The sequence below is a fragment of the Candidatus Pantoea deserta genome, assembly GCF_003813865.1.
In the GTDB taxonomy this organism is placed as follows: Bacteria; Pseudomonadota; Gammaproteobacteria; order Enterobacterales; family Enterobacteriaceae; genus Pantoea; species Pantoea deserta.
This window is the reverse complement of record NZ_RMVG01000016.1, coordinates 102,275-124,011: the sequence shown is the minus strand read 5'-3', so window position 1 is coordinate 124,011 and position 21,737 is coordinate 102,275. Positions and strand designations below refer to the sequence as shown.

The 21,737-nt window shown below is 57.3% G+C and carries 22 protein-coding genes; 15 read left to right on the top strand and 7 right to left on the bottom strand.

The genetic code is table 11. The features are described 5' to 3' along the window. Both BBB56_RS18170 and BBB56_RS18165 read left to right on the top strand, forming a co-directional pair. Positions 1-182: con-10 family general stress protein (locus BBB56_RS18170; protein ID WP_123802339.1), on the top strand; the 182-nt coding region annotated here is incomplete at its 5' end. A gap of 137 nt (positions 183-319) precedes the next feature. Then, entirely contained in the window at positions 320-559 is a 240-nt protein-coding gene (locus tag BBB56_RS18165; RefSeq protein ID WP_123802338.1) for a biofilm development regulator YmgB/AriR family protein, read from the top strand. A gap of 580 nt (positions 560-1,139) precedes the next feature. Here BBB56_RS18165 and BBB56_RS18160 read toward each other — a convergent pair. Continuing rightward, the gene (locus BBB56_RS18160; RefSeq protein ID WP_123802337.1) at positions 1,140-1,697 is read right to left on the bottom strand and encodes a YbhB/YbcL family Raf kinase inhibitor-like protein; all 558 of its coding nucleotides are present in this window, start codon (positions 1,695-1,697) and stop codon (positions 1,140-1,142) included. 179 nt (positions 1,698-1,876) lie between these two features. Between BBB56_RS18160 and BBB56_RS18155 the strand changes: the two genes are divergently transcribed. After that, positions 1,877-6,421, top strand: coding sequence for an ATP-dependent helicase (locus BBB56_RS18155; RefSeq protein WP_370661868.1), 4,545 nt, complete (start codon positions 1,877-1,879; stop codon positions 6,419-6,421). 782 nt (positions 6,422-7,203) lie between these two features. After that, positions 7,204-8,271 carry an SDR family oxidoreductase gene (locus tag BBB56_RS18150; RefSeq protein WP_123802335.1) on the top strand — a complete coding sequence of 356 codons (1,068 nt, stop codon included), beginning with the start codon at positions 7,204-7,206 and terminating at the stop codon, positions 8,269-8,271. 34 nt (positions 8,272-8,305) lie between these two features. Here the strand turns inward: BBB56_RS18150 and curA are convergent, their stop codons facing one another. Next, a complete protein-coding gene (curA, locus tag BBB56_RS18145) occupies positions 8,306-9,340 on the bottom strand; it encodes an NADPH-dependent curcumin/dihydrocurcumin reductase (protein ID WP_123802334.1) in 1,035 nt (344 codons plus the stop codon). Between the two features lie 233 nt (positions 9,341-9,573). Here curA and fucO point away from each other — a divergent pair, with 233 nt between their 5' ends. The 4 genes from fucO to BBB56_RS23660 all read left to right on the top strand — a co-directional run bounded on the left by fucO (position 9,574) and on the right by BBB56_RS23660 (position 12,102). Then, positions 9,574-10,722 carry a lactaldehyde reductase gene (gene fucO / locus BBB56_RS18140; RefSeq protein WP_123802333.1) on the top strand — a complete coding sequence of 383 codons (1,149 nt, stop codon included), beginning with the start codon at positions 9,574-9,576 and terminating at the stop codon, positions 10,720-10,722. Between the two features lie 171 nt (positions 10,723-10,893). After that, positions 10,894-11,397 carry a 5' nucleotidase, NT5C type gene (locus tag BBB56_RS18135; protein WP_123802332.1) on the top strand — a complete coding sequence of 168 codons (504 nt, stop codon included), beginning with the start codon at positions 10,894-10,896 and terminating at the stop codon, positions 11,395-11,397. Positions 11,398-11,615: 218 nt separating this feature from the next. Further along, the gene (locus tag BBB56_RS18130) at positions 11,616-11,789 is read left to right on the top strand and encodes a GhoT/OrtT family toxin (protein WP_103797032.1); all 174 of its coding nucleotides are present in this window, start codon (positions 11,616-11,618) and stop codon (positions 11,787-11,789) included. Positions 11,790-11,928: 139 nt separating this feature from the next. Further along, positions 11,929-12,102 carry a hypothetical protein gene (locus BBB56_RS23660; RefSeq protein ID WP_199756259.1) on the top strand — a complete coding sequence of 58 codons (174 nt, stop codon included), beginning with the start codon at positions 11,929-11,931 and terminating at the stop codon, positions 12,100-12,102. A gap of 58 nt (positions 12,103-12,160) precedes the next feature. Here BBB56_RS23660 and BBB56_RS18125 read toward each other — a convergent pair whose 3' ends face one another. Genes BBB56_RS18125 through BBB56_RS18115 form a run of 3 tightly spaced genes read right to left on the bottom strand, consistent with a single transcriptional unit; the run spans position 12,161 to position 14,157 of the window. Further along, entirely contained in the window at positions 12,161-13,066 is a 906-nt protein-coding gene (locus BBB56_RS18125) for a manganese catalase family protein (RefSeq protein WP_123802331.1), read from the bottom strand. A 53-nt stretch (positions 13,067-13,119) separates the two neighbouring features. Then, a complete protein-coding gene (locus BBB56_RS18120; RefSeq protein ID WP_199756258.1) occupies positions 13,120-13,626 on the bottom strand; it encodes a ferritin-like domain-containing protein in 507 nt (168 codons plus the stop codon). Positions 13,627-13,680: 54 nt separating this feature from the next. After that, the gene (locus BBB56_RS18115; RefSeq protein WP_123802329.1) at positions 13,681-14,157 is read right to left on the bottom strand and encodes a YciE/YciF ferroxidase family protein; all 477 of its coding nucleotides are present in this window, start codon (positions 14,155-14,157) and stop codon (positions 13,681-13,683) included. A 463-nt stretch (positions 14,158-14,620) separates the two neighbouring features. Between BBB56_RS18115 and BBB56_RS18110 the strand changes: the two genes are divergently transcribed. After that, positions 14,621-15,829 (top strand): CynX/NimT family MFS transporter, encoded by a 1,209-nt coding sequence (locus BBB56_RS18110; RefSeq protein ID WP_123802328.1) that lies wholly within the window; start codon positions 14,621-14,623, stop codon positions 15,827-15,829. A gap of 3 nt (positions 15,830-15,832) precedes the next feature. On the opposite strand, the gene BBB56_RS18105 is transcribed toward BBB56_RS18110, so the two are convergent. Continuing rightward, positions 15,833-16,183, bottom strand: a complete 351-nt coding sequence (locus BBB56_RS18105; RefSeq protein WP_123802327.1) for a cupin domain-containing protein — start codon at positions 16,181-16,183, stop codon at positions 15,833-15,835. Positions 16,184-16,331: 148 nt separating this feature from the next. Between BBB56_RS18105 and glsB the strand changes: the two genes are divergently transcribed. The 4 genes from glsB to BBB56_RS18085 all read left to right on the top strand — a co-directional run bounded on the left by glsB (position 16,332) and on the right by BBB56_RS18085 (position 20,419). Further along, entirely contained in the window at positions 16,332-17,252 is a 921-nt protein-coding gene (gene glsB, locus BBB56_RS18100; protein ID WP_123802326.1) for a glutaminase B, read from the top strand. A gap of 112 nt (positions 17,253-17,364) precedes the next feature. Further along, positions 17,365-17,778, top strand: coding sequence for a DUF2946 domain-containing protein (locus BBB56_RS18095; protein WP_123802325.1), 414 nt, complete (start codon positions 17,365-17,367; stop codon positions 17,776-17,778). A gap of 75 nt (positions 17,779-17,853) precedes the next feature. After that, entirely contained in the window at positions 17,854-19,581 is a 1,728-nt protein-coding gene (locus tag BBB56_RS18090; RefSeq protein ID WP_123802324.1) for a DUF2534 family protein, read from the top strand. Between the two features lie 130 nt (positions 19,582-19,711). Beyond that, positions 19,712-20,419, top strand: a complete 708-nt coding sequence (locus tag BBB56_RS18085; protein WP_369409917.1) for a pirin family protein — start codon at positions 19,712-19,714, stop codon at positions 20,417-20,419. 130 nt (positions 20,420-20,549) lie between these two features. Here BBB56_RS18085 and BBB56_RS18080 read toward each other — a convergent pair whose 3' ends face one another. Further along, positions 20,550-20,768: a helix-turn-helix domain-containing protein gene (locus tag BBB56_RS18080; protein WP_369409916.1), complete on the bottom strand. Its 219-nt coding sequence runs from the start codon at positions 20,766-20,768 to the stop codon at positions 20,550-20,552. A gap of 178 nt (positions 20,769-20,946) precedes the next feature. Here BBB56_RS18080 and BBB56_RS18075 point away from each other — a divergent pair, with 178 nt between their 5' ends. After that, positions 20,947-21,528, top strand: coding sequence for a YtfJ family protein (locus BBB56_RS18075; RefSeq protein WP_233593064.1), 582 nt, complete (start codon positions 20,947-20,949; stop codon positions 21,526-21,528). Then, positions 21,525-21,734, top strand: a complete 210-nt coding sequence (locus BBB56_RS18070) for a hypothetical protein (protein WP_123802322.1) — start codon at positions 21,525-21,527, stop codon at positions 21,732-21,734. Before BBB56_RS18075 ends, BBB56_RS18070 begins: the two co-directional genes overlap by 4 nt. Positions 21,735-21,737: the final 3 nt, after the last annotated feature.

Sequence of the window (21,737 nt, the reverse complement as noted above, 5' to 3'; positions counted from 1 at the left end):
TCCAACGGCGCGGTGGTTCTGGCAATTTTGCAGAAAATCCAGAAAGGGCTCGTGAAGCAGGACGCAAAGGCGGCCAGATGAGCGGCGGCAATTTCAAAAATAACCGCGAGCGCGCGGTTGAAGCGGGACGTACCGGCGGAAAAGTCAGCCGACGTCCGTCATCGGAAAAAGCCGCGCAATAAGCGCTGCGGCGATCACTCTGCATTAATACACTCTTGCACAGTTTACTGCTGGCTTGAGCTGGCTAACGCCTGGCCTGAATATAATAAGCCTGCTGCAGAAACAGTTTTTTTAAATACCGTTATTTGCTGGGGGTTCTATGCCAGACAAAAGTAGCGAAACGCTTTCCTGCACCCTGAGAGAACAACATCTCAGTGATGAAGCAGCTATCCGCTACCTGACTGTAGGGAAGATCGTTTGTGAATTAATGAGTGCTGAAAAGCCAATCAATCGTAAAGCCATTTGCTGCAAATTGCTGAAGCGACTTGAACATGCTGGATGTCAGGAGGAAGAGAGAGTCTATTATCGGCTTATTCGCATGCTATTTGGCCGCTATTAACAGACTCCCCCTTTTATCACTAAGCAAACTAATTATTAGTTGCCATACCAGGGGAATTAATCCAGTCCTTGTCATGCGTGTGATGGGTAAAAAGGGCTGGGCACCAGGCTTGCTTCCTGTAACGGGAAGCTGAAAGTCATAATAGTAATAATAAGACCCGATGTTCTCAGTTATCCTTAATTGCATTGCGCCCGTTTGAACACGGGCTTTTTTTTGCCCTGACGCACAGATAGCGTTTTTTTGACAACGCTGCTCTTAGCGGGTTGTTGTACGCCGCCTCGCTAAAGACTTTCAGAATTGCTCTCCTTGTGTAGCTTTCATCGGTACAGAACAAATGACGTTTCTGTTTTGGTCACGCGAAAGACGCTACCCGTAAAGCGCAGTAGCGCAGGTTGCATATTTGCCTCCTGCTTGTCTGAAGCTGGCCCGATTCCTCAGCGTCTGAGTGGCGCGCAACCGCTCCGCTGGCTACCCTGTCGTGCGGTGACAGAAGGCTCGACTTTTACCGGTCGATTAGCCCGGCATCTCAGGCAGCGTCAGCCTGCCTGTTTCGCAGACTGTACACGCCGGACGATGCGTTTCAGCTCTGCGGATCGTTGCTGAATCGCCCCACCAGCGATGCCGCGCCCAGCGCATGATCTTTAAGCTGTTTCAGCAGTTCATCATGCGTCAGGCCTGCTTTAAGTTGATCTGGCGGCAAATCGGTGGCGATTACCACGAAGTTATAGTGATGTATACCACTGCCGACCGGCGGGCAGGGACCGTACCAGTCAGGGGTGCCGGGTGAATTTTTGCCGCCGGTATAGCCTTTCCCTGTTGTCAGCGCCCCCTGCGCGAAAAAGGTCGTTGCGGCAGGAATGTTGTAGACCACCATATGGGTCACGCCCAGCCCTTTTCCGCCGACCGGATCGGTGACCAGCAGCGCAAAGCTGTGGGTTCCCTGCGGCGCATTCGACCAGTTCAGCGCGGGCGACACATTTTCGCCCGTGCAGGCGGCGTTGCTTTTATTGTTCCCGGCAAAGGACGTTGATAAAAACCCGTTATCAGTAAAATCCTTTGATTGCAGCGTAAAAAGGGGCGCAGCCGCGAAACTGACCGAGGGCAAAACGGCCAGCAAAACAAGGCTTGCTAATCTCATAACGTCTGTCTCCGTTTGAATGTCTGGAACCTGAGTATGGAAGAGATAAACGCAACCGGCCTGCCAACAGAGAATAAAGAGCAGCAGAGACGCGGCGGTCGCACTCTGTCCCATGCGCAACACCCGGCTTCAGCGTCTACGCTTAGGCATTCCCGACAAACACGTTGATGTTATTTTCTATGTCCGCTACGGCTATCTCTCTGACACGCTTTGCCCCTGCAACCCAGCGCTGGTTCAAAACGACGTTCGCTGCCCCTACTCCGGTACAGCTGGCGGCATGGGACGCCATCGCCAGCGGCAAACATGCGTTAGTTATCGCGCCTACGGGTTCAGGCAAAACCCTGGCGGCCTTTCTGCACGCTATCGACGCGCTGTTTCGCGAACGTGAACAGCAGGACTCGCCGGACAGGGCGACCCGCACGCGCATCCTCTATATTTCACCGGTCAAGGCGCTGGCGGCGGATGTTCAGCGCAATTTGCGGCTGCCGCTGGAAGGAGTTTGCCAGCAGCGACGCCAGGGCGGCGAACCGGCTATTACCTTAACGGTCGGCATGCGTTCAGGGGATACCACCCGCGCTGAACGCGCCGCGCTTCAGCGGACGCCGCCGGATATTCTTATCACCACGCCAGAGTCGCTGTTTCTGATGCTGACGTCACGCGCCCGCGAAGCCCTGCGCGGCGTGACTACGCTGATTCTGGATGAGGTTCATGCGGTTGCGGGCAGTAAACGCGGCTCGCAGCTGGCGCTCAGCCTGGAAAGGCTTGATTGCCTGCTGCCGCAGCCGGCGCAGCGTATCGGACTGTCTGCTACCGTGCGCCCCGTTGAGCGCGTCGCGCAGTTTCTCGGCGGCGTGCAGGAGACGGTGATTGTTAACCCCGCCGCACATCGCGCGCTGGCGATGCAGGTTAGCGTGCCGGTTGAGGATATGACCGATATAGCGAGTAGCGATAACAGCGGCGCGTCCGGCTCTATCTGGCCGCATATCGAGCAGCGCATTCTGGAGGCGGTGCTGGCCCGGCGCACCACCCTGATTTTCGTCAACTCTCGTGGCCTGGCGGAAAAACTGACCGCGCGCCTTAACGAGCGCTACGCCGCTGATTTTAATACGGAATGGAAGGCGGCGGAGCCTGCTCAGGCCTTTGGCTCCTTTAGCGGCGGCACGACGAGGCGCAGCGAGGATGTGCCGCTTGCCCTTGCCCGCTCCCATCACGGCTCCGTGTCGAAAGAGCAGCGCCGAGAGATCGAAGACGCCTTAAAATCCGGCGCGCTGCGCTGCGTTGTGGCGACCTCCAGTCTTGAGCTGGGTATTGATATGGGCACGGTGGACTTAGTGATTCAGGTCGGCGCGCCGCTGTCGGTTGCCAGTGCGCTTCAGCGCGTCGGGCGCGCCAGCCACCAGGTCGGGGGCATCTCCAGCGGTATCGTCTTTCCGCGCACGCGTCGCGATCTGATCGATGCCGCCGTTACCGTGCAGTGCATGCTGAACGGCGAACTGGAACCTGTCGCCCCACCGCATAATCCGCTCGACGTGCTGGCGCAGCAAACGGTCGCCGCCGTCGCGATGGAGCCTCTTTCCGTGGAAACATGGTTCGCTACCGTGCGGCGCGCCGATCCCTTTCGCACCCTGCCGCGTAGTCTGTTTGACGCCACGCTGGATATGCTGGCAGGCAAATATCCGGCCGATGACTTTGCTCAGCTGCGGCCGCGCCTGATATGGGACCGTGAAGCAAACCTGCTCAGCGCGCGTCCCGGCGCGCAGCATCTGGCTGTCACCAGCGGCGGCACCATTCCCGATCGCGGCTCATTCAGCGTCATGCTGCCGGAGGGAGAGGAACAGGCCGGATCGCGCCGCGTAGGCGAGCTGGATGAAGAGATGGTGTATGAGTCGCGGGTAAACGACATTATTACCCTGGGCGCCACTTCATGGCGTATCCAGCAGATTACGCACGATCAGGTGGTTGTGGTGCCTGCGCCTGGGCGCTCGGCCCGGCTGCCTTTCTGGCGCGGCGAAGGGCTGGGCAGATCCGCGCTGCTGGGCGAACGCATTGGCCGCTTCCTGCGCGAGGCCGAAGCGGAGAGCGTGCAGGATCCGCACTGGATGGACAGCAATGCGCAGCACAATATTCGCACCCTGCTGGTGGAACAGCGCGAGGCCACAGGCCGGGTGCCCACTGACCGCACGCTGTTGATCGAGCGCTGCCGCGATGAAAATGGCGACTGGCGCGTGATCCTGCACTCCCCCTGGGGACAGCGCGTGCATGCGCCCTGGGCGCTGGCGGTCGCCGAACGCATTCGTCGCCGTATGGGGCTGGAGCCAGCCATCGTGGCCAGCGATGACGGCATCGTTGCGCGTTTCCCCGATACTGAGGGGCGTGTGCCCGGCGCAGAGCTTTTTCAGTTCGACGCCGACACCCTGCAACGCGTTGTCATCGAGGCCACCGCACAGTCTGCTCTGTTTGCCGCGCGCTTTCGCGAGTGCGCGGCGCGAGCGTTGCTGCTGCCGCGCCGCACGCCCGGCAAGCGTTCTCCGCTGTGGCAGCAGCGACTGCGCGCCGGAGAGCTGCTGGCGGTGGCGCGCGACTATCCCGATTTTCCCATCCTGATCGAAACCGCGCGCGAATGTCTTCAGGATGTTTACGACCTGCCCGCGCTGCATCAGCTGATGCAGCGCATTCAACATGGCAGCGTGCAGTTTGCGGAAGTCACCACCGAAGTACCGTCGCCGCTGGCCGCTCCGCTGCTGTTTGGCTATGTCGCTGAATTTATTTACGCCACCGATGCGCCGCAGGCGGAACGGCGCGCCTCGCTGCTGGCGCTCGACAGCGGCTTACTCAGCGAACTGCTTGGCCAGGTCAATATGCGCGACCTGCTCGACGCCGATGTGGTATTTCAGGTAGGCGAAGAGCTGCAACGGCGCGCGCCCCGCTATCAGATCGGCGATAAAGAGGGCGTCGCCGATCTGCTTCGTGAAACAGGACCGCTGAGCACAGAAGCGCTGGCGGCGCGCTTTCGCGGCGATGCGCACGCGGCGGCGCTGGCGCTGGCCCAGGCCCATCGCGTCATCAACGTTACCCTTGCGGGCGAGCAACGCTGGGCGGCCATAGAAGATGCGGCGCGCCTGCGCGACGGGCTGGGCGTCGCGCTACCTGACAGCATTCCTGCTGCCTTTTTACAGCCGGTTGCCGATCCGCTGCGCGATCTGCTTAGCCGCTATGCGCGCACCCATACCCCTTTTACCACCGACCAGATAGCGCGCCATTTCGGACTCGGCCCGGCGGTGGTCAGCGCCGGGCTGGAGCGATTGCGCGAACAGGGCAAACTGCTGAAGGGCGATTTCGGACTCTCCGTCGCCGGGGACGCTTCCATGTGGCACGCGCAGTGGGTCAGCGAGGAGGTGTTTAAACGCCTGCGCATTCACTCGCTACAGGCGGCGCGAGAGGCAACGAAACCCGTTCCGCCCCAGGCCTGGGTCTCGCTGCTACTTGAGCGGCAGGGAGTGATCGGCGAGGCGGCGCAGGGAAGCTATGAGGGCGTCGACGGCGTAGCCCGCGTTATCGAGCAGCTTGCCGGGCTGGCGCTGCCCGCGTCGATCTGGCAAACGCAGATTTTCCCCGCGCGCGTTTATGACTATCAGCCCGCCATGCTGGACGAACTGCTTTCCGCAGGCGAGGCGCTCTGGGCTGGCGAACGCGCACTCGGCCACAATGACGGTCTGGTGTCGCTGCATCTTAGGGACTATGTTGCCGAAACCCTGCTTCCGCTGTCATCGGGCAGCGAGGCGCTGCGTCTGACGCCGCTGCATGAAACCCTGCTTGCGCTGCTGGATCGGGGCGGCGCGTGGTTTGCCCATCAGATCGCCGCGTCTGTCTCAGAGCGGTTACCTGAGGTTGACGAGGCGCAAATTCATACGGCTCTGTGGGAACTGGCGTGGGCAGGATACGTCACGTCGGATACCTGGGCGGCGCTGCGCCAGCTGACCAGCATGACGCACAGCGCGCGCGCCAGGCCGACGCGTTCACTGCGTACCCGGCGCGGACGCGTCAGCCTGACTCTGGGGCGTACCGTCACGCCAGCGCTGCCTGGTCGCTGGTCGCGCCTTACCCGTTCCGGGGTCCCATCCGCCCAACTGGCGTTATCCATTGCCGAGAATATGCTGGATCGCTGGGGCGTGGTGACGCGCAGTGCGGCCATCGCGGAGCAGGTGCCTGGCGGCTTTCCGGCGCTGCAACCCGTTATGCGTGGGCTGGAAGACGCGGGACGGGTACTGCGCGGGCGCTTTATCAGCGGACTTGGCGGCGCGCAGTTCGCCGAGCAGGCGACCATTGAGCGGCTGCGCATTCTGGCTGAGCGTACCGGACAGGATCCTCAGGCCGTCGCGCTCTCGGCCATCGATCCGGCGAATCCCTTTGGCCAGACCCTGCGCTGGCCGGCCCATCCCGCTACGACGCGCCCGGCCCGTCGTAGCGGCGCGCTGATCGTGATTTGCCATGGACAGCTGGCGCTTTATCTGGCGCAAGGCGGCAAAGAGCTGCTGAGTTATGGTGAGGCGGACTGGCAGCGGGGCGCTGTCGCCGCGCTGGCGGGCGCGCTGCGGCGCGAAAGAGCCTCTGGGTTTACGCTGGAAACCATTGATGGCAAACCCGCAGGCCAGTCGCCGCTAATTGATGCGCTTCGTCGCGTCGGATTTTCACGCGAGCCAAAAGGATATAGCTGGTATGGATGAATCAGAGAGATAAACTGCCCCGGCACCGAATAGAACCAGAAAACTATTTCGTGCCGAACCTCTGCGGGTTCTGTAAGTTAAGTAACCTGACAGGATAACAGCGACTGATGAGAAACAGGCGGGGGAATAGTCACCCATCAATTCTTCGCATATAATATTGCATTATTAATAATTCACCTTAGCATTTAAAACAGATTTACCCCGCCACAATTTTTTTGTCAAACAATTTTATAACCAAATGATCATTGATGTTGCCGAAAAGGTTATTACCTCTCCATCTCCATCTATTAAGTCCGTAGGTAAGTTTAATTTTTTATCACAAAAATCAACTACTTGAATTTTTCCTTAAAATAATTTCATGGCTTCGATCAGCTATTTTTTCATTTTTATATCATTAAATAACGCCCCTCACCCTATTGAAAAGAAATTAAATAAAAGTAAGATTAGCGCGTTCAATTTGCGGAAGTTCTATGCCTTCCGTCTGAACAAGGGTCACTCCCTGGTGTTTGCTATTTTAGCGACCTGACCTTTATGGTCAGGTTTTTTCTTCTGAGAGACTTCCTGTTATAAAAAAGCGTTATGTTGTCTTTTGATAAAAAACGCGCCGCCTGCATCAGGGATACAGGTAATTTATCGCATAAATTATTTCTGGAATAAGCAGTCGGGCCGCCTGTAAATTTCTTTGTTGTAAACGGCCTGATTTCCTCTCGCGTTAAGCTTACCTTGCAAACAGCGTCTACACTCCCCTTTTGCGACAACGCCAACACTAAAGGGAGTACTGCATGTCAAAGAAAGCCCTTATCGCCGGGATCAGTGGCGTCATCGGAACCGCAACGGCTGAGCGTCTGCTGGCGGATGGCTGGGAAGTTTATGGTCTGTCACGCGGCCGTACGCCCGTGCCGCAAGGCTGTCATGCGCTTAACGCCGACCTGACCTCCGCAGAATCGGTTAACGACGCGCTGAAAGCGATTCAGCCCGATGCGCTGTTTTTTAGCGTCTGGGCGCGTCAGGAGACAGAGAAAGAGAATATCCGCGTTAACGGCGCGATGGTGCGCAACGTTATCGAGGCGCTGGGCGATCGGCTGCGCGGCAGTCACGTTGCGCTGGTGACCGGTCTTAAGCACTATCTGGGTCCGTTTGACGCCTATGGCAAAGGCGCGGTGCCATTGACGCCGTTTCGTGAAGAGCAGGGACGACAGCCGGTGGATAACTTCTACTACGCGCAGGAAGATGAGCTTTTCGCCGGGGCAGAAAAATATGGCTACCAGTGGAGCGTGCATCGCCCCCACACCGTAATCGGCTACGCGCTGGGCAATGCGATGAACATGGGGCAAACCCTGGCGGTCTATGCATCTCTGTGCAAATTCCACAATCTGCCGTTTATTTTCCCTGGTTCGGCGGCGCAGTGGCATGGCATCACTGATATGAGCAGCGCCTCGCTGGTGGCAGAGCAGCTGGAGTGGGCAACGCGCGCGCCCGGCGCGCAGAATCAAGACTTCAACACCGTTAACGGCGATGTGTTCCGCTGGAAATGGATGTGGGGTGAAATCGCCGCTTACTTTGGTATTGAGGCGCAGCCGCTGCCGGAAGAAATTCAGCCGCTGGAGCAGCGCATGACTGACGCAGAAGCGCAGTGGCGAGCGGTGGCGCAGCATTATCAGCTACGCGAGCAGGATATTCATCGACTGGTCTCCTGGTGGCACACCGATGCAGACTTAGGCCGCCCGATGGAGGTATTTACGGATATGAGCAAGAGCCGTAAAGCGGGCTTTACTGGCTATCACAGCACGCGCGACGATCTTTTCGCGCTGTTCGATCGTCTCAAACAGGAAAAACTGATCCCGGCATAATCACTGTCCCGCCAGCGGGCGGGACAGTTCATCCTCAGGCGTCGTCCTGCGCCACGCGTACCACGGTTTTACCGAAATTTTTCCCTTCCAGCATCGCGAAGAACGCCTTCGGCGCATTTTGCAGCCCGTCAACGACGTGTTCGCGATAGCGAATTTCCCCTTTCTCTACCCACGGCGCCATTACGTCTAAGAATTCCTGATAGCGATGACCGTAGTCGTTGAAGATAATAAATCCCTGCACCCGCAGGCGTTTTTTCAGAATGGTCGCCATCAGCAGCGACAGCCGATCCGGCCCGTCCGGCAGATCGGTAGCGCTATAGCCGGAAACGAGGCCGCAAACCGGAATGCGCGCTTTGGTATTAAGCAGCGGCAGTACGGCATCAAAGACTTTACCGCCGACGTTCTCATAATAGATGTCGATACCGTCCGGGCAGGCTTTTTCCAGCTGTTGCGCCAGATCGTCCTGATAATGATCCAGGCAGAGGTCAAAGCCCAGCACCTCTACGGCATGACGACACTTCTCTTCGCCGCCTGCAATGCCAATGACGCGACAGCCCTTTTTCTTGCCAATCTGGCCGACCGTTGCCCCCACCGGACCGGTGGCGGCGGCGACCACAAGGGTTTCGCCTGGCTGCGGCGCGCCGATATCCAGTAATCCCATATAGGCGGTAAAACCTGGCATACCCAGCACGCCCAGCGCCCAGGAAGGATTCGACAGATCGTTGCCCAGCTTTCTCACCTCAGAGGCAGGCGCAACAGAATAAGTCTGCCAGCCGCCGTTCGACAGTATCCAGTCGCCAGGCTGGAAATCAGCATGGCGTGACTCTACGACTCGACTTACCGTGCCGCCGACCATTACCTCACCCAGTTTGACCGGCTCGGCATAGGATTTCGCATCGCTCATGCGCCCGCGCATGTAGGGATCGAGTGACAGATAAACGGTGCGCAGTAGCAGATCCCCTTCATTCAGCGACGGTAAAGGCAATTCGCCAAATTCAAAGTTCTCCTGCACCGGTTTACCATGCGGACGCGAGGCCAGTTTCCAGCCCTGATTTTGCGGTTTTGCCATTATTTCCTCCGTTTGTGAAAGCCTGATGCTCCTCTTGAGGCTAACAGAGGCTGAGAAACTTGCCTGGCAGGAATGGCTTTCTCTGTTTCTCGCCATCCGCGCTCACAGGCGGTTAACCGCTAATCTCTTGATTTCAGTCAATTGTCTGCGGTCAGTAATGTGACCTGCCCGACAGAACCGCAGCGGCAATACGCGGGATGGTAATGGGAATTTTGCTAATCAAGGATGTGACTATGACACAACGTATGATTCTGAATGAGACCGCTTTTTTCGGCGCTGGCGCCATTCGTCACCTGCCGGAGGAGGTGCAGCGACGCGGCCTGACCAAAGCGCTGATCGTAACCGACAAGGCGCTGGTGGCGGCTGGCGCGGTGAAGCGCGTGACCGATATTCTGGACGCCCATCAGCTTCACTGGGCGCTGTATGATGAGGTGGTGCCTAATCCGACCATTGCCGTGGTGCAGCGCGGCGTGGCAGTCTTTAAGCAGGCTGAAGCCGACTATCTGATAGCGATTGGCGGCGGTTCGCCGCAGGACACCAGTAAAGCGATCGGCATCATCATTAATAATCCGGAATTTGAGGACGTGCGTAGCCTTGAAGGGTTTGCGCCGACGCGCAACCCCAGCGTCACGCTGATCGCCATCCCAACCACGGCGGGGACCGCCGCAGAAGTCACCATTAACTATGTGATCACCGATGAAGAGAGGCGTCGGAAGTTTGTCTGCATCGACCCGCACGATATTCCTGAAGTAGCAATCATCGACGCGGAAATGATGGCCAGCATGCCGCCGGCACTCAAGGCCGCGACCGGCATTGACGCTCTGACGCATGCGATTGAAGGTTACATTACCCGTGGCGCATGGACCCTGACCGATATGCTGCATCTGAACGCCATCAAGATTATCAGTCAGTCACTGCGCGACTCGGTTAAAGGAGAGATGCAGGCGGTTGAGCAGATGGCGCTCGGTCAGTATGTTGCCGGAATGGGATTTTCTAACGTGGGTCTGGGTCTGGTGCATGGCATGGCGCATCCGCTGGGCGCGTTTTACAATGTGCCGCACGGCGTCGCCAATGCCATTCTGTTGCCCACCGTTATGGCCTGGAACGCGGATTACACCGGCGAGAAGTATCGGGAGATAGCGCGAGCGATGGGGGTAAACGACGTTGAGTCTATGTCGCTGCCACAGGCGCGGCGCGCCGCCGTGGACGCGGTAAAACAGCTGTGCCGCGATGTCGGCATTCCGGCCTCGCTGCGCGACGTCGGGCTGAAGGTTGACGATATTCCTGCCCTGGCGCAGGCCGCGCTCGACGACGTTTGTACCGGCGGAAATCCGCGGGAAGCCACTCTGGAAGACATTAAGACGCTTTATCTGCAAAGCTGATGCTTTATGCCGCCGTCATGGCGGCATTTTCACCCTCTTTTTCCTCTGCTTGTGCTGTTCCTCACTGGTTTATTTTTTAACCCGTTTTACCGTGGTTTACACAAATGCTACAAGCGAAGCCGTGCGGCTGATATTCTTGCTGCCCTGGTTTTATGATTGACGAGGGAAAACATGAAACGTATCGCCATTGAGATGGATGAAGTCATTATCGACTTGAACCACAAATTAACCACTACCCCGGCTTCACAGCCTAACCAGCCTGCGGGAACGCAACCGCAGCAGACGCGCGCTACGCTGTTTGCTGAGATAGAAGAGCTGATCGGTGAAGAGAGCTTTTATGCCGGACTCCCGGCTCAGCCCGATGCGCAGCGCGTTATTGAACGCCTGGCGCAGGAGTATGAGATTTTTATCACCACCACCGCCGTAGAGTTTCCCCGCTCGCTGACCGCGAAGCTGGAATGGCTCAAAGCGAACTTCCCCTGTATCAGCCCGATGAATATCATCTGCTGCGGCAGCAAAGGGATCCTGAACGCTGACTATCTGATTGATACCGACGTACAGCATTTTTCACAGTTTGCCGGTGAAAGCATCTTGTTTACCACTGCGCAGAATCAGCAGGAAACGGGCTACTCGCGCGTTGATAACTGGCGTGATATTGAGCGCCGTTTTCTCTGATGCTGACCAGCTTCGCCATGCGCCTTCGCGCGTGGCAGCCCTTGCGCCGGAAGGATTTGGCGCGTTTTCACGGGCCAGTTTCAGCCTGAAATCGCCCGTAACGTTGAGTTGTCGGCGTCCGTGGCTATTTCTTTAACATCCTGACGGCTTTTACTTGATCTGGATCACTATTTTCCGCATAGTGCGCAGCAAAACCACTATAACGATGCGGAGTATTGATGAGCCTCTATCAACATATGCTGGTGTTCTATGCCGTTATGGCTTCGATTGCCACGCTAATCACTTTTTTCATCGCAAAGGATAAGCTGTCAATTCGCGCGCTAAGCGCTTTTCTGGTCGGCGCGACCTGGCCGATGAGCTTCCCCGTCGCCCTGATGTTCGCCCTGTTCTGATTTTGCAAGCCGCCCCGGCGGCTTCACACTGATTTTTCGACACTTTCCCGCCGCCAGCTACACTTATCTGTACGCCTCTGGTTGTACGACAGACCACCGACGTTTGTTTGCTTTCTTCATCTCATCACAAGGAGCGGATATGCGTTTTCTCATCTTTACCCTGTTTGTTACCCTGCTGAGCGCCTGTAACTCCGGCCCGCTGGCCCCTGAAAAACCCGTGCCTTCTGGCGAAACGCGGCAGCAGACCTGCCAGCCCGGCACAACTCCCAGCCAGAACGACTGCGGTCATTTCCCGGAACCGGAATTTCATTAACGCGGAAGAATATAAAAGAGAAAGTCGCGTCAGCCGGGACTGGCTGACGCGAGAGGCATTACGAGCGGGGTTTTGGCGAGTTCACCTGACTGGCCTCACCCTGCGTTGAGCCAAGCTCTGCGCCAGTGGTGGGATTCAGGCTGCGGTCAGACGCCGTACGGTTTGCCATATTTTCCAGGTCAGACGCCTGGTCGGACGGCAGATTGACGGTCGCCCCGCCGTCGCCGCCGTCGACAGCCGGTGACGGATCGGCCACATACTCGAAGTTCTCGTCAGCATTCCAGCTTCCGCGAATATCTCCTTCGCCCGCCGACATGTTGTAGTAAACATTGGAATACTGCTCAATCGGCGGCAATTTGCCCGGCGGAAAATTGTTGCGAATTGAGTAGAGCGCCTTTTCAAAAGAGATCTGGTGCGCCACTTCACGCGTCATCAAAAAGCCCAGCGCGTCTTTGACGCCAACATCGTCTGTCATATTAATGAGGCGCTCATAAAGAATTTTCGCGCGCGCCTCAGCAGCAATGTTCGAACGTAAATCTGCCGTGACTTCTCCGATGGTATCGATATAGGCCGCCGTCCAGGGTACGCCGCCAGAGTTGGTTAACGGCGGCCCACCGCCATACAGCAGTGAGGTTAAGTGGCTGTCATTACCGGCGCCCGTAATGGTGCGGTAGAGTTCGCCCTCTTCTTCGGTGCCCTCGGCAAGTTTCCCTTTTGCGCCTTTATTCAGCATCCCCACCAGGGAGCCGATAATCTCAAGGTGACTCAATTCTTCCGTGGCGATATCCATCAGCATATCTTTACGGCCTGGATCATCGTCGCCCAGACCCTGGGTGAAGTAGCGACACGCTGCCGCAAGCTCACCCTGTGGCCCGCCAAACTGCTCAAGCAGCAGGTTAGCCAGGCCGGGGTTAGGCTTCTCAACCCGGACCGTATACTGCAATTTCTTCACATGTCTGAACATTGCTCTTTCCTTTCCAGTTAGATGTCGCCCTTGTTATGGGGCTGGCTCAGGCGTTATTTTTTCGCTTCTACGCCTTCAGCCGCGTCGCGCGTCATAAATTGCTGAGTGACGTCCGGCAGATGGGTCAGGCACCATTCGGCCATAGCAATTTCCTGCTCGCGGATCTGCTCAAAAATCCGTACGCCTTCTTCATCGCCCACCAGCTGCGCGGCGGCAATCAGCGAGGTGTAGTTAGCAATTTCGAACTGCTCAAAGACATAGCCGCTGATCGCGCCTTTTACGACTTCGTCATCGGCGAACATTCCGCCCATTGCCTGACCTAGCGCAGAGAGCTTGCCTATTGCATCTTTAAAGGCGGAGCGAGAGGTGTCATTACGGTCGATAACGGTCTGTAACAGGCTCTGCTGCTGACGCGTTTCTTCGATATGCTGCTGAATGCGCGCTTTTAAATCCGGATAGTGCTCAAGACGGGCAGCCATTTTTTCCAGCATGCTTTCTGCCTGTTTTTCCATTGCGTGAGCATCTTTCAACCAGGCAAGATAATTTTCTTCGTGTGTCATGATTCACCTCTTGGAAAATAGTGTGCAGCAAAATCATTACATCAAAACGGTGTGTTAGCTGGTTTTCTCAGCAATAACATTCAGCTTTTCATCCGTGGCTTTTTCTTCCTTCAGCGTTTCAGCCAGTAATTTCGCCGCTTCGTCAAAGCCCAGTCTTTTCGCCATCGCCGTCAGCGTGCCGTAGGTCGCAATTTCATAGTGTTCAACTTTTTGCGCCGCGCCAATTAATCCCGCGTCACGCACCGGACCCGCTTCAACAGATTCAATAATCTCCTGCGCTTCTTCCACCAGGCCTTCAAGGGCATGACATTTCATACGACGAATACGCAGTTCTTCAGTTTTTTCAACAATTTGGTCAAGACGTTCGATCTGGCCACGCGTCTCTTCCAGGTGCGTTTCAAAGGCGGCTTTTAACGATTCGTCTGTGGCAGCCCGCGCCATTTTAGGCAGCGCACGAGTAATCTGTTTTTCCGCACTATAAACATCAGAAAGATCGTGAATAAAAAGATCGACCAGTGTTTTAATCGCCATTACAGGTTCCTCTTAACAGATTATGTGAGTGCTTTCCTGGCCAGGACGCTACAGAAATTAATAATAGATGCTAAGTACAATTGCGCAAATTTAATAAAAGCGGAGCGCGTAGAAAAAGCGAATTGATTATTAAGGAATATTCTTATTTATCCCTGTATTGCCGCCTCACTTAAATAACCGCTTTGCCCTGTGGAGAACACACTAACGGCGACTTTCTTTGCGGCTCGCTTATTTGGCGCGGCGGTTTCCCTTAAACAGAAATAATTTCTGCTCATTTATTAACGTTCAGTTATTTAGCGCACCTATAAATAGTCGCGTCGCGAAACTTTTGCCTGACTTTACAGAGACCGCCTGAGTGATTAGAGTAGCGCGCAGACATCAGCGGCTTACCCGCCTGATGCGTAAGCGTTAACGTTATCCAACGCACCACAGCGGCATTGCCGCACTTTGTGATGCGGATCTTATGAGCCTTCAACAGATTTCTGCTACCCGCGCTTCGCGCTTTACACAGTCTGGTTTTTTTCTGCTGGTTTTACTGCTGACCGCCGCGAATCTGCGCGCGCCGATCACCGCGGTCGGGCCGGTGCTGGAAAACATCCGTCACGCCTTTGGTTTAAGCGCTGCGGCGGCTGGTTTTTTTAACTTTATCCCGTTAATCCTGTTCGCCCTGCTGGCGCCCGTTGCCTCGCTGGCAGGCAATCGCTTTGGGCTGGAGCGCAGCCTGTGGAGCGCTCTGCTGCTTATTACGTCTGGCTCCGTCGCGCGCTGGTTCCCCAGTGAAATCATGCTGTGGGCAGGCACGTTGATGCTCAGCGCCGGTATTGCCGCTGCCAATGTGCTGTTGCCCCCGCTGATTAAGCGTGACTTTACGCAGCACACCGCAAAATATATCGGACTCTATGCCGCAACCATGTCGCTTACCGCCAGCTTTGCCTCCGGCATCGCCGTGCCGCTGGCGGCGGTTTCATCCGCAGACTGGCGGCTTTCTCTGGGGGTCTGGGCCATACCGGGCATGATAGCGCTGCTGGCCTGGCTGCCGCTGCTGTCATCGCGCGCGGCCAGCCCGACGCACAGCGTTCAGCCAGCCTCGGCTGTCACCGTCAGCTCTCCCTGGCGTTCGGCAATCGGCTGGCAGGTTTCGCTGTTTATGGGGCTACAGTCGCTGGCTTTTTATACGCTTATCGACTGGTTTACGCCCTATGCCCAGGCGACGGGCTTTAGCCAGGCAGAGGCTGGCTGGCTTCTGTTTCTCTATCAGGCGATCGCGATTGTGGCCAATCTCGGTTGCATGGTGGCGTTGAAGCGACTGCGCGATGCGCGCGTGACGGCCTTTATCGCCTCCGCGGCGATTTTTTGCGGCGTCACGGGACTGTTGCTGTTGCCAGTGCTGGCGGCGCTGTGGCTGACGATTGCCGGATTAGGCGCAGGCGCGTCGCTGGTGCTTTGTCTGTCGCTGTTTAACCTGCGCGCGCGCGATCATCGCCAGGCGTCGCAGCTCTCCGGTATGGCGCAGTGCATAGGCTATGCGCTGGCGGCGACCGGTCCGCTCTGCTTCGGCATGTTGCATGAGCTGAGCGCCAGCTGGACCCTGCCGCTGGCTCTGCTGGCGGTGACCAGCCTGCTGCAAATGGTGCTGGCGCCGCTGGCAAGCAGTGCCCGACAAATGTCCTGACGCTTAGTCGTCGCACGCCTGGGGCAAATCATAGTGAACGGCCAGCCAGATGGTTGGCTCTTTGTCGCTGGTCCAGTTAACGCGGTGGCGCAGCTGCGCGGGGAGATGCACGAAGTCACCGGCGCGCAGCACGCGCTCCTGCTCCTCGTGCTCGATTTGCAGGCCCGCCGCACCCTGCATCACCAGGACCCATTCGCCCTGCGGCTGGCTGTACCAGAAGTCAGGCGGACTCGCCTGTCCGGTAGAGATAATACGCTCAATGCGGACATCGGGTCGGGATAGCAGCTCCTCAAATGTCTCTTGTGTGCCGCGCTCAGCGGCTTCAGGAAAATGGCTAAACAGGTTAGTTAACATAGCGACCTCTCTGTGGCGATAAAGAGTATTGCCTGAACGGTAGAAGTAAACGCGCCCGATTTCACACATTTTGTACAGGTCGCATTGATTCAGCGCCTGAGGACGTTCATTATCCGCCGCCAGTGGCTTAAGAAATGGAGATTCACCTGTGACCGAACTCGACAACGCTCTGCTGGAAACCCTGCTGGATCAGGTTCGTCCGCTCACCGCGCAAGGCAAGGTCGCCGACTATATTCCCGCGCTGGCCGAGGTGCCTGCCCATGCGCTGGGTATCGCTATCGCGACGCCGGATGGACAAATCTGGCAGGCCGGCGATGCACAGACTCGCTTTTCGATTCAGTCGATTTCCAAGGTCCTGTCGCTGAGCGTCGCGCTGACGCGCTACAGCGACGACGAACTCTGGCAGCGCGTCGGCAAAGAGCCTTCCGGTCAGCCGTTTAATTCCCTGGTGCAGCTGGAACTCGAGCACGGCAAACCGCGCAACCCCTTTATCAACGCCGGCGCGCTGGTGGTATGCGATATGCTGGAAACGCGTCTGACCGCGCCGCGCCAGCGCATGCTGGAGATTGTGCGCCAGCTGAGCGGGCAGAGTGACATCCAGTATGATCGCCACGTCGCCCGCTCAGAGTACGAATATTCCGCTCGTAATGCCGCCATCGCCTGGCTAATGAAATCTTTCGGCAATTTCCATAACGATGTCAGTGAAGTGTTACAAACCTATTTTCACTACTGCGCGCTGTCGATGAACTGCATTGAGCTGGCGCGCAGCTTTGTTTACCTGGCGAATCAGGGTAAGACAGCAGATGGCGTGCCGATCATTTCGCCGCGCCAGGCGAGGCAAATTAATGCGCTGATGATCACCAGCGGCATGTACGATGGCGCAGGCGAATTTGCCTGGCGCGTCGGTATGCCAGCGAAATCCGGCGTCGGCGGCGGCATTATCGCCATCATTCCCAATAAAATGAGCATCGCCGTCTGGTCGCCCGGTCTCGATCGCATCGGCAATTCGCTGGCCGGAACCGCCGTGCTGGAGCTGCTCAGCGAACGTCTCGGTAGCTCGGTTTTCTGAGTCCGTTATTGACCTGTAAGCGCAAAGGCTAAGAATTTTTCCAGATTTAGCCCCGTTCTGGACCGCAACGCGGTAAAATGCCGCCTGACGTTTACCGGCCAGTGATGTTTTCATGACCTTTTTTACCCCATTGCAACAACGATTAAGCGCCTGCCTGGCTATCCTGGCGGTGCTGCTGCTGTTTGTCGCGCCCGTGGTATCAAAGGATCTAATGGCCAGCCAGCACGATGCAATGTCAGATCGGATGATGATGTCGCATAGCGCTGAGGCGATGCCGATGATGCACCACAGCGCAGAGGGCATGATGTCCCCGGATCACAGCATGTCGGGCGAAGAGAGTTTCGCCTGCGGCTACTGTGAACTGCTGGTGCATGTGCCGCTGATGCTCTGGACCGCCGTTCCCCTGATCTGGCTAATGCTGCTGATTTCACGCTCGCCGCCGCCGTTGCGAACGCTTCCGCCGCTGCGGCAGCGTGAAATCCGCGTCTATCGGCCTCGCGCCCCGCCTTCCCGCCGCGCTTTTTAATCAGCATGCCTGCATGTCTGCCGCATAACGCGGCGGAGACAGGCTCGTTTTTAACTGAATAAAACTGGATGCGCTATGTCATCAATTCGGGAAACGGCACGGCCGCGCGGTTCGCTATTTAACTTGCTGCGCCGCCTGCACTTCTACATCGGGCTGTTTATCGCGCCCTTTATCTTTATCGCTGCGCTGACGGGCACGCTGTATGTGCTCACGCCGCAGATGGAGCATGCGCTTTACGCTTCCGCGCTGACCACTCAGCCCCAGGGCGAGGCCCGCTCTCTCTCTGCGCAAATCACTGCGGCGCGTCAACATATCGGCGAGTCGGCGCGCATCTATGCGGTGCGTCCCGCTCCAGGCCCAGAGGATACGACGCGCGTACAGTTCAGCCAGCGCGATCTCGGCGCGTCAGAATCGCGCTCGGTGTTTATCGATCCCTATACCTTACAGGTGAAGGGCGATATGACCGTTTACGGCACCAGCGGCGTGCTGCCGCTGCGGATGTGGCTCGATCAGCTGCATCGCGGCCTGCTGCTGGGCGATGTCGGACGTATCTACAGCGAGCTGGCCGCCTCCTGGCTGTGGGTGGCCGCGCTGGGCGGTATCCTGCTGTGGCTCGGCACGCGGCCGCGTCGACAGCGAAAGACGCCGCGCGCCGGCTTCGCGCTTACCCGGCACTGGCACATTACGCTGGGTCTGGTTCTGGCGCTGGGTCTGGTGTTTTTCTCCGTGACGGGTCTCACCTGGTCGCAGTGGGCAGGCGGCAACATTGATAAAATGCGCAGCGATTTAGGCTGGCTGACGCCGCAGGTGCGCACCGCCCTGAATGCGAACGCGCCCGCCGCCAGCGCCGATCCTCATGCTGAGCACCAGACGATGCCGCACATGGACGGCATGGATATGAGCGGCATGACGATGCCCGCCGTGGCGGCAAAAGCGGTCAATGCTGCCGATGCGGACTGGGACAGCGTGCTGAGCGCGGCGCGCCGCAACGGCATTCAGGCCGCTAAGGTCGAACTGCGTCAGCCAGCGGGTGAAGGCCAGGCCTGGACGGTGAGCGAAATAGATCGCAGCTGGCCAAGCCAGGTGGACGCCGTCTCGGTCGATCCCGTGAATTTTGCCATTGTCGATCGCGTTGAGTTCGCCCATTTCCCGCTGGTGGCGAAGCTGACGCGCTGGGGCGTGGATGCCCATATGGGCGTGCTGTTTGGCTTACCTAATCAGCTGCTGCTCGCCCTTTTCGGCTTTGGCCTGTGCGCCATGATTGTGCTGGGCTACCGCATGTGGTGGATGCGTCGTCCGGCGCTGCCTGCGCAAAATCCGGCGCAAACGCTCCTGAGCGCCTGGCTGGCGCTGCCGCGCTATGCGCAGGGAGCCTCACTGATTGTCGCGCTGGCGCTGGGCACGGCGCTGCCGGTTATGGGCATCAGTTTGCTGCTGTTTATCGCGATCGATGTCGTGCGCTGGCGTGATGCGCAGCGTGATGCGCGGCCGCAGCCGGTAACGCCGCTGGAGCAACAGTCGCCGCTGGGCATCGTGCGCGGCCGCTTTGCTGCAAAACAGAAAGAGATGCGCTACTTTCTGCGCAGCGTGGGCATTCTGTGGCTGATTGTGGGCACGGTGATGGGCAAAGCCATTATCAGCGGCGTTATTGAACAGTATCAGATCCCCTTCAGCGACTGGTCGCTGATGATGTATGTCACCCAGGCGCTAATGGTTATTCTCTATACCTCTGTCTTTACCGGCCTGATGTCGATACCGCTGTGGTATTTCTTCCTCGGCGAGAGCGACGAACAGGGTAAATAAAGCCTGGCGGCTGCCCGTCCTTACAGGCGGGCAGCTTGTTCAAAAAAGTTGAACACTCCCAACAACCAGCCCACCTTATCATCTTATTTAATCGGTTTATCATCTCTTTAAACGCCTTTAACAGGAGAAGATGATGAACGTTGTTCGCGCCCATCGTGGCCAGCTTTTCGAGTACGGTCCTTTTACCATTCGCCGCCTGCGGCCCGGTGAGCAATTCGGACCGCTGGCGATTGTCGATATGACGACGCTGAAGCTCGGCGCGCGTATTCCGATGCACGAGCACGTCAACGACGATATTCTCAGCTATGTGTGGCGCGGGTCCGTACAGCACACCGACGCCGACGGCGCACGCACGCCTCTGTCAGCCAAACGCGTCATGGTGGTGAATGCAGGGGAAGGACTTCGGCATGAAGAAGCTGCGCCGCTGATCGAAGCCGAAGTATTACAGGCGTTTATTCGCCCGGCGCAGGCAGGCGGCGAAGCGAAAACCCAGCTGCTGGAGCGCGCTGACGGCATTACGCATAATGCCTGGTCGTGGCTGGCAGGGCCTGAAGGCAGCGCCGCGCCGTTAACGCTGCGCCAGGCGGTGCATATCTATGATGTGCGTCTGGAACGCGGCAAATCCATCGAGGTTCCTGCGGTCCCAGGCTTTGCGCCCTGGCTGGCGGTGCTGGATGGCGTTGTGACGCTGGACGGTCAGCGCCTGCATAAAGGCGACGTTGCCGGAGATAGCGCCGCCTTGCCTTTTATCACCGCCGAACGGGATGCCACGCTCATCTGTTTTCTGGTCGATGCCGAGGCATCAGGCGTGATGAGCGGAACCGTTAGCGGCAGCTAAAGTAAAAGGGGTTAAGCGCGGAGGACAAGGGCCAGGGCGGGAAAGAAAGCGCGATCGCAACGCGTCAGATATTAAACCTGACGCGAGCGACGGTATTCCCGCCTCTGACCTGTCAACTACCGTTGGGGCCTCAGACCGGATGATGAAGAAGCGCCAGCCTGTGTTTAAACTGACGCACCTCTTCACGCGACCAGTAACGCTGTCTGAAAGGCCGGTTTTCCAGCGGCTCCGGCAGCGGCACCCCTTCCAGCGTGCCCTGGTTACAGTAGGCTCGCACCAGTCGTGGCGGCGACACGTTGAGATAGCGTGCGACTTCCGGAAGTGTCATTAACTCACTTTTCACGTTCATCTCCTTTTGCGAATGGATTTATCCATATTTAGACCCTTTTGAGATGAGATTTTTGATCTGACTCAGTGAGCAAGTGATTATTTTATGAGCCAGGCGTAAAAATTACGCTTTCATAAACTGGCGAAGCGGCACCTTGTCGCCCAGGCTTGTTATTCTCTCTTTTGGTGCGCGAGGATGCGTGAAACGACTTCAGCTACTACTGTGCAGCGCGCTGCTTTCCCCTTTTGCCAGCGCGCATACGGTTGAAACAGGCAAACCCCTGCCGCTGGTATTTATCGCTAATCAAGGCGAGCTGGTTATGCAGCAGCAGGCGCTGGTTTATCAGCGCTGGAGCAGTCAGTCACTGACCGGCAAGGTCAGAATGGTGATTCACGTTGCCGGTCGTCTGTCGGCCAAAGAGCAAAATGCGCCGCTTATCGCCGCGATTCAGCAGGCGGACTTTCCCCGCGCCCGCTTTCAAACCACCACCATTGTGAATACGGACGACGCCATTCCCGGCAGCGCCATCTTTGTCAGGCGCAGTATTGAATCCAGCAAGCGTGATGCGCCCTGGCAGCACTTTATTATTGACAGCAGCGGGGTGGCGCAGTCCAGCTGGCAGCTCGCGCCGCATGGCTCTGCCGTGGTGATCCTGGACAGGCAGGGCGTGGTGCGCTTCGCTAAAGAAGGGGCGCTGACGCCGCAGGAGATTAAACAGACCCTGACGCTGGTGAATCAGTTAATCGCGGATACGCCGACAGCGGCCGCACTTAGTTCGTGAATAAAATTATTGTTTTATTGTCACTTATTTCTCTTTTAGCCTTTATTTCGACTACGCTTTATCTCACCGCAGCGTCAAAACAAAACGATAAAGCTAAGCTCATTGCGGCCATTAATAAAACAGGCTCTCTTTTTAAAATGATGGCTCTCTTTGCGCCACTTTGTTCATTGCAATTACGACAGGCCGACGCGCTCAACTGCATGTAAGGA